Source organism: Aureimonas sp. AU22, assembly GCF_001463745.1.
GTDB lineage: Bacteria > Pseudomonadota > Alphaproteobacteria > Rhizobiales > Rhizobiaceae > Aureimonas.
Genome location: NZ_BBWJ01000033.1, coordinates 22592 through 28931, shown reverse-complemented (window position 1 = coordinate 28931; position 6340 = coordinate 22592). Strand labels below are relative to the sequence as shown.

9 protein-coding genes are annotated in these 6340 nt (G+C 71.7%); 5 read left to right on the top strand and 4 right to left on the bottom strand.

Going from position 1 to position 6340, the window contains the following annotated elements; all coding sequences use genetic code 11:
* The 3 genes from AUL34_RS11740 to hemC all read right to left on the bottom strand — a co-directional run.
* On the bottom strand, window positions 1–978 hold a 978-nt coding region (locus AUL34_RS11740), incomplete at its 3' end, for a hypothetical protein (protein ID WP_156420897.1).
* Window positions 979–1175: 197 nt separating this feature from the next.
* The gene (locus tag AUL34_RS11735) at window positions 1176–1865 is read right to left on the bottom strand and encodes a uroporphyrinogen-III synthase (RefSeq protein ID WP_061933987.1); all 690 of its coding nucleotides are present in this window, start codon (window positions 1863–1865) and stop codon (window positions 1176–1178) included.
* Between the two features lie 4 nt (window positions 1866–1869).
* Window positions 1870–2802 (bottom strand): hydroxymethylbilane synthase, encoded by a 933-nt coding sequence (gene hemC, locus AUL34_RS11730; RefSeq protein WP_061933985.1) that lies wholly within the window; start codon window positions 2800–2802, stop codon window positions 1870–1872.
* A 147-nt stretch (window positions 2803–2949) separates the two neighbouring features.
* On the opposite strand from hemC, the gene tsaD reads away from it, so the two are divergent.
* From tsaD to AUL34_RS11705, 5 genes are read left to right on the top strand one after another with little or no spacing between them, the layout of a single operon-like run.
* Entirely contained in the window at window positions 2950–4059 is a 1110-nt protein-coding gene (tsaD, locus tag AUL34_RS11725) for a tRNA (adenosine(37)-N6)-threonylcarbamoyltransferase complex transferase subunit TsaD (protein ID WP_061933983.1), read from the top strand.
* Entirely contained in the window at window positions 4056–5036 is a 981-nt protein-coding gene (locus AUL34_RS11720) for an NAD(P)H-dependent glycerol-3-phosphate dehydrogenase (RefSeq protein ID WP_061933981.1), read from the top strand. The genes tsaD and AUL34_RS11720 overlap by 4 nt, the downstream gene beginning before the upstream one ends.
* Window positions 5037–5091: 55 nt before the next feature.
* Window positions 5092–5382: a YciI-like protein gene (locus AUL34_RS11715; protein WP_061933979.1), complete on the top strand. Its 291-nt coding sequence runs from the start codon at window positions 5092–5094 to the stop codon at window positions 5380–5382.
* A 6-nt stretch (window positions 5383–5388) separates the two neighbouring features.
* Complete coding sequence (locus tag AUL34_RS11710) at window positions 5389–5826, top strand: EVE domain-containing protein (RefSeq protein ID WP_061933977.1); 438 nt, start codon at window positions 5389–5391, stop codon at window positions 5824–5826.
* A gap of 45 nt (window positions 5827–5871) precedes the next feature.
* Window positions 5872–6096 (top strand): DUF3072 domain-containing protein, encoded by a 225-nt coding sequence (locus tag AUL34_RS11705; protein WP_061933975.1) that lies wholly within the window; start codon window positions 5872–5874, stop codon window positions 6094–6096.
* A gap of 93 nt (window positions 6097–6189) precedes the next feature.
* Here AUL34_RS11705 and AUL34_RS23015 read toward each other — a convergent pair whose 3' ends face one another.
* Window positions 6190–6318: a hypothetical protein gene (locus AUL34_RS23015; RefSeq protein ID WP_274532655.1), complete on the bottom strand. Its 129-nt coding sequence runs from the start codon at window positions 6316–6318 to the stop codon at window positions 6190–6192.
* Between the last annotated feature and the right edge of the window lie 22 nt (window positions 6319–6340).

Sequence of the window (6340 nt, the reverse complement as noted above, 5' to 3'; positions counted from 1 at the left end):
GGCGGCTTCCGTTGCGGCCGCGGCGGCTGCGGCGGCATCTCCCGTCGAGGTGCCGCCGCTCTGGATCGCCTGCTCGTTGGCGCTCACCCGGTCGCTGAGCTGGGTGAAATCGGCGGTGGAGACGGTGCCGGTGCCGGCACCGCCGGCGGCCTGCGCGGACTGGACCTGTTCCACCGTGCCGCGGATCTGATCGAGATCGCTGCGAAGCTGCTGGACGTCGCCGGCCTGCGCGAACTGCTGCGTCTGCACCGGCTGCTGCTGGCCGGGCGGCGGAATGAGGCCGCCGTAGAGCGCCGTGCCACCCAGAAGCAGCGCGATCACGGCGCCGAGCGCGCCGGCACCCAGAAGCGAGCCGAAACCGGCCCCGCCGCGCGGCTCGGCCGAATGGCCGGCGTGATAGGGGCTGTTCTCGGGCACGGAGGTCTGCGTGCGCGCGGCCTCGGCCTGGGGATGAACCGTCTCGTCGTCCTCGAACTCGCCGAGGTGCCGGCGCGTCGGCTCGGCGGCGGCGTCCGCCGGCACGAACCCTTCCTCGCGTGCGAACTCGGCGGCCGGTGCCTCGCCAGCCAGTGCCTCGTCGGTCGGGGCGTCGGTGCCGGTCCCTCGCGAACCGGGCGCGTGGTCGTCGCCGCCCGGCAGGACGCCGCCCGCGGCCGGATCGACGCTGTCGCCCGCCTCGGGCGCCGGCCCGGCGACGGCTTCATGCACGCGCGCGGCCTCGCCGGCATCCGTCGTTTCCGCCACGGCATCGGCATCTTCGACCGGACGATCGCCGGACGACGCACCGCCGCTCACCACCGCCTCGTCGGTGCCCGCCACCGTGTCGGAGGCGAAGCCCGGCTCGACCGCGGAGCGTTCCGCATCGGTGGCGGTCGCCAGATCCTCCGGACCGCCGGTCGCCTCGAGACGCTCGGCCTCGCCGTCGATGATGGTTTCCGGTCTGCCGCCAGTCTTGGGGCGGCGCGGGCGATTGGCCATCCGGGGCTCCTCGAGTCGCGTCGGCTCCGAACGGAGCCGCATCCTTTGGGTTCCGGCGCACGGCCGATCGGCGCGCTGCGTTCGCGGCAGCAAGCCGATGCTGATTTAGCGTCTCCTCGCCAAGCTGCAACGGAGTTTGTGCGCCGCATACGCGTTCATGAACCATGGGAGATGAAGAACGCCGCTCCGTGCCCGCGTCATCCGAGCCGCGCGAGAAGATCCTTCAGCGTCGGGCGCGCCCCCCATTCGGCCCGCCGCCCCGGCCGAAGCGAGGCCGCCACCGCTTCCGACAGGCAGAGAAAACGCAGATCCGCGCGATGAAGGGCGTCGCCTTGCGGCGCCCAATCCTCGAACAGTTCGGCCTGTCGCCGCGACAGGACGAGCACCGCGTCGGGCGGGCCGCCCGCCACGAGGCGGGCGAGTTCGTCGGCGGCCGGGCGCCGGTCGATCATCTCGTAGACTTCCAGCGTGCGAAACGGAACGCCGGCCGCATCGAGGCCGGCTTCGAGGTCCGGCAGTCGCACCCGCCCCGCGGCATAGACGAGAGGCGCCTGCCCATCGGCCAGCGAGGCGGCCAGCGGCACGAGATCCTTCGCGCGGCCCGGCCCCGCGACGACAGCCGCCACCCCCTCGTCCCGCAGCGCTTCGGCCGTGCGTTCGCCGACCGCCAGAACCGGCCGCCTGGTCGCGGCTGCATGGCGCGCGAGCCAGGGAGCGGCGTGCGCGCTGGTGGCGAGGAATCCCCCGACGGGTTCCCGGCCAAGCGGCGGATCGAGCGGGCGCACCGCCTGCAACGGCAAGAGCATCGGCTCGTGCCCGCGCCGGCGCAGCATGGCGGCCGTCCGCGCGGCGTCCCCGGGCTCGCGCAGCACGAGAACCCGCGCCATGGCGTCAGCCGAACCAGCCGGCGAAGAAATCCGGCCCGGCTTCGGCGACCAGCCGGCGCGCGGCCTCGGCCGCCGCCTGCGTCGCGTCGCCTTGGGAAACCGTCAGCCGCGTCTCGTGCATGCGCGCGCCGTCGGGGGTCAGGATCATGCCGTGGAAGCGGAAGGCGTCGCCCTCGGCCTGCGCATGCGCGGCGATCGGCGTGCGGCACGATCCGTCGAGCACGGCCAGGAACGCCCGCTCGGCGAGCAGCGCTCGGTGGGTCTCGGGGTGATCGAGCGGGGCGACCATCTCCATCGTGCTCGCATCCGCCTCCCGCTGCTCGACACAGATGGCGCCCTGCCCCGGCGCCGGCGGGAAGGCTTCGACGTCGAGAATCTCGCCGGCGACGCCGGCCGCATGGAGGCGATTGAGGCCGGCGAGCGCCAGGAGCGTACCCTCCACCTCGCCCCGCTCCAGTTTCTGGAGCCGGGTCTGCACGTTGCCCCGGAAGATCACGAGGTCGAGGTCCGGGCGCATCCGCTTCAGGAGGGCCTGGCGGCGGAGCGAGGCCGAGCCGACCCGCGCGCCTTGGGGAAGCTCCGCGATGCTTTGGACCTTTCGTCCGATGAAGACGTCGCGAACGTCTTCGCGCGGCAGAAAGGCGGTGAGGGCCAGCGCCGGCGGCACCGCGGTCGCCATGTCCTTGGAGGAATGCACGGCGACGTCGATTCGCCCGTCGAGGAGCGCTTCCTCGATCTCCTTGGTGAACAGGCCCTTGCCGCCGACCTCCGACAAGGCGCGGTCCTGGATCCGGTCGCCGGCGGTCGAGATGACGACCACCTCGAAGGCGTCCTGCGGCAGCGCGTGCGCCGCCATCAGCCGGGCGCGGACCTCGTGCGCCTGGGCGAGCGCGAGGCGGCTGCCGCGCGTGCCGATGCGGAAGGGTCGGGAGTCCATGGGCAGGCCTTTCGATACGGCGGCGGCCGTCGTTGAGGGTGCCGGCGCGGCCCTTCCCTACAACAGGCCGGCGGCCGGGGGCCATATCAAAGCCTTGTCGTCCCCGGACGGTGGCGAAAGCACGCCGGCCCGTCTATGTGCTGCCCCATGACCGCGCCCGACCTTCCCACTTCCGGCCCTCTGGTTCTCGGTATCGAGACGAGCTGCGACGAGACCGCGGCAGCCGTCGTCGCGCGTGATGCCGCCGGCCGGGCCCGCATCCTGTCGGACGTGGTGCTCAGCCAGACCGACGAGCACGCGGCCTTTGGCGGCGTCGTGCCGGAGATCGCCGCGCGCGCCCATGCCGAAGCGATCGGCGGGATCGTCCGGGCCGCGCTGATGGAAGCCGGAGTGACGCTGGAGGCGATCGGAGCGGTCGCCGCCACCGTCGGACCGGGCCTCGTCGGCGGGCTCATCGTCGGAGCGACGACGGCCAAGGCCATCGCCTTGCCCCGCGGCCTGCCCTTCATCGGCGTGAACCATCTGGAAGGCCATGCCCTGACGCCGCGGCTGACGGACGGGCTCGGCTATCCCTACCTCCTGCTCCTCGTGTCCGGTGGCCATACCCAGATCCTGCTGGTCGCGGGTCTCGGCCGGTACGAGCGCTGGGGCACCACGATCGACGACGCGCTGGGCGAGGCCTTCGACAAGACCGCGAAACTTCTCGAACTGCCCCACCCCGGCGGCCCCAGCGTCGAGCGCATGGCGGCCGGCGGCGATCCCGGGCGCTTTCCCCTGCCCCGTCCGCTGCGGGGCGAGAAGCGGCTCGACTTCTCCTTTTCCGGCCTCAAGACCGCCGTTCGCCAGACCGCCGAGGCCAACGCGCCCTTGAGCGAGCGCGACGTCGCCGATCTCTGCGCCGCGTTCCAGCGCGCGGCGAGCGAAAGCGTCGCCGACCGGCTGGCCCTGGCACTCGCAAGGTTCCGCGACCGCTTCCCCGACCACCCCGATCCGGCGCTCGCCGTCGCGGGCGGGGTCGCGGCCAACGGCGAGATTCGCCGGGCGCTGGCCGAACTGTCGGAGCGAACCGGCGTGCGCCTCGTCTCGCCGCCGCATGCGCTGTGCACCGACAACGCGGCGATGATCGCCTATGCCGGGCTGGAGCGGCTGGAGGCGGGTGAACGCGACGCCACAGCCACGCCGGTGCGTCCGCGCTGGCCGCTGGACGAGACCGCCGCGCCGCTGATCGGCTTCGGCAAGCGCGGAGCCAAGGCATGAGCGTCTGCGTGGTCGGCGGCGGGGCATGGGGCACGGCGCTGGCGGCGGTCGCCGCGCGCAGCGAGCCGGTGCGCCTCCTTCTGCGTGATCCCACTGTCGCCGACGCGATCAACACGCGCCGAGAGAACCCCGCCTATCTTCCGGGCATCGCCTTGCCGCCCGACATCGAGGCGATGCTCGACCCGGCCTCCGCCCTGGCGGGCGCCGCTGTCGTCCTCCTCGTCACGCCGGCGCAGACGTTGCGCGCCCTCTGCCGGACCCTCGCTCGCGCGCTGTCCCCCGACGCCACGCTCGTTCTCTGCTCCAAGGGCATCGAACGCGAGACCGGCCTCTTCGCTTCCGCCGTGGTGGAAGCCGAGCTCCCCGGCCATCCCGTCGCCGTTCTGTCCGGCCCGAGCTTTGCCACGGACGTCGCCGCCGGCCTGCCGACGGCCGTGACGCTCGCCACCCGCGACGCCGCGCTCGCCGACGCGCTGGCGCAACGCCTGTCGGGTCCGGCCTTCCGGATCTATGCCGGCACCGACATCCTCGGCGTCGAGGCGGGCGGCGCGCTGAAGAACGTACTGGCCATCGCGGCCGGCGCCGCGGCCGGCCTCGGGCTCGGAGCCTCGGCCCAGGCAGCCCTCGTGACGCGCGGCTTCGTGGAGCTGACGCGCCTCGGCGAGGCGCTTGGCGCCGACCCCCGCACGCTGATGGGCCTGTCGGGCCTCGGCGACCTCGTCCTCACCTGCTCCGGCACCCAGTCGCGCAACTTCTCCTATGGTCTGGCGCTGGGACGGGGCGAGAACCTGGCCGCGCTGAAGCTTGCCGAGGGCGTGTTCTCGGCCGGCATCGCCGCGCGGTTGGCAGCGGAGCGCGGCATCGACGCGCCGATCATCGCGGCGGTGGCCGGCATCCTCGACGGCTCGCTGCCCGTCGAGGGCGCGGTTTCCGCGCTTCTCGCCCGCCCGCTCAAGCGCGAGTTCGAAACCGCTTGATCGCCTGTCCCGATTTGCTACGGGGCACTGGCCCCATCTACCGGAGGAGACCCCGATGCTCTACGCCTTGATCTGCGACGACCGCCCGGATGCGGGAACCCTGCGCGCCGACACCCGCGCCAGCCATCTGGAGCACCTGAAGGCGCTCGGGTCCGTCCTCAAGTTCGCGGGGCCGTTCCTCGGCGAGGACGGCAAGCCGACCGGCAGCCTCCTCGTGGTCGAGGCGGCGAGCGAGGAAGAGGCCCGTGCGCTGGCCGCGAAGGACCCCTACGCCGTGGCCGGGCTCTTCGCGGGCGTGACGGTGCGTCGCTGGAACTGGACGATCAACAACCCCGAGAGCGCCTGAGAGCCCATGGCCTTCTGGCTGTTCAAGTCCGAGCCGTTCAAGTGGTCCTTCGAACAGCAGAAGGCCTGCGGGGCGGCGGGCACCGAGTGGACGGGCGTGCGCAACTACCAGGCGCGCAACTTCATGCGCGCCATGACCTTGAGCGAGCGCGGCTTCTTCTACCATTCCAACGAGGGCAAGGCGGTGGTCGGCGTGGTGCAGGTCTCAGGGCTCGCCCATCCCGATTCGACCAGTGACGACCCGCGCTGGGAATGCGTCGACATCCGCGCGGTGACGGACATGCCGAACCCGGTGACGCTCGATGCCGCCAAGGCCGAGCCGCGCCTGAAGGACATGGTGCTCGTCACCAATTCGCGCCTGTCGGTGCAGCCGGTGACCGAGGATCAGTTCCGCACGATCTGCGAGATGGGCGGGCTCGACTGGAAGACCGCGACGGGAACCTGAGAGCGGACAGAACGTTTCGCGAACGAACACTTCGCGGAGCTTTCCATGACCGACGCCAATCCCAAGTCCGACGCCGCCAACTCGAACACGGTGAAGGACCCGGACGACTGGACCACGGGCGACGAGCCGATGACCGGGGCGCAAGGATCCTACCTTAAGACCCTGTGCGAGGAGACGGACCACCCGTTCGACGACACGCTCACGAAGGGTGACGCGTCCAAGCTGATCGACGAGTTGCAGGCGAAGAGCAAGCGCCTGAAGGACGGCTGAGACCCTCGTCCTCCCCCACGAGAAAGGCCGCGCCTCGCCAGCGCGGCCTTTCTTGATTTCGGATCAGCCTTGTTCCGCCGCAGAGGGGCTTTCTTAATGCAGGAAGCCGAAGACCCAGAGGAGAAGAATGATCGGGATCGGAATGCCGATCAGCCAGAGAAGGCCACCCTTGAGCATCGTCGTTGGTCCTTTGAATTGGTCTCCTGCTTCAACCGGTCGCATGCGCTTCGGTTCCCGTTTGCGT

Excerpts from the sequence above, each read along its gene's own strand:
- AUL34_RS11735 (WP_061933987.1), bottom strand. The coding sequence starts at position 1,865 with ATGGCGCGGGTTCTCGTGCTGCGCGAGCCCGGGGACGCCGCGCGGACG.
- hemC (WP_061933985.1), bottom strand. The coding sequence starts at position 2,802 with ATGGACTCCCGACCCTTCCGCATCGGCACGCGCGGCAGCCGCCTCGCG.
- tsaD (WP_061933983.1), top strand. The coding sequence starts at position 2,950 with ATGACCGCGCCCGACCTTCCCACTTCCGGCCCTCTGGTTCTCGGTATC.
- AUL34_RS11720 (WP_061933981.1), top strand. The coding sequence starts at position 4,056 with ATGAGCGTCTGCGTGGTCGGCGGCGGGGCATGGGGCACGGCGCTGGCG.
- AUL34_RS11715 (WP_061933979.1), top strand. The coding sequence starts at position 5,092 with ATGCTCTACGCCTTGATCTGCGACGACCGCCCGGATGCGGGAACCCTG.
- AUL34_RS11710 (WP_061933977.1), top strand. The coding sequence starts at position 5,389 with ATGGCCTTCTGGCTGTTCAAGTCCGAGCCGTTCAAGTGGTCCTTCGAA.
- AUL34_RS11705 (WP_061933975.1), top strand. The coding sequence starts at position 5,872 with ATGACCGACGCCAATCCCAAGTCCGACGCCGCCAACTCGAACACGGTG.
- AUL34_RS23015 (WP_274532655.1), bottom strand. The coding sequence starts at position 6,318 with ATGCGACCGGTTGAAGCAGGAGACCAATTCAAAGGACCAACGACGATG.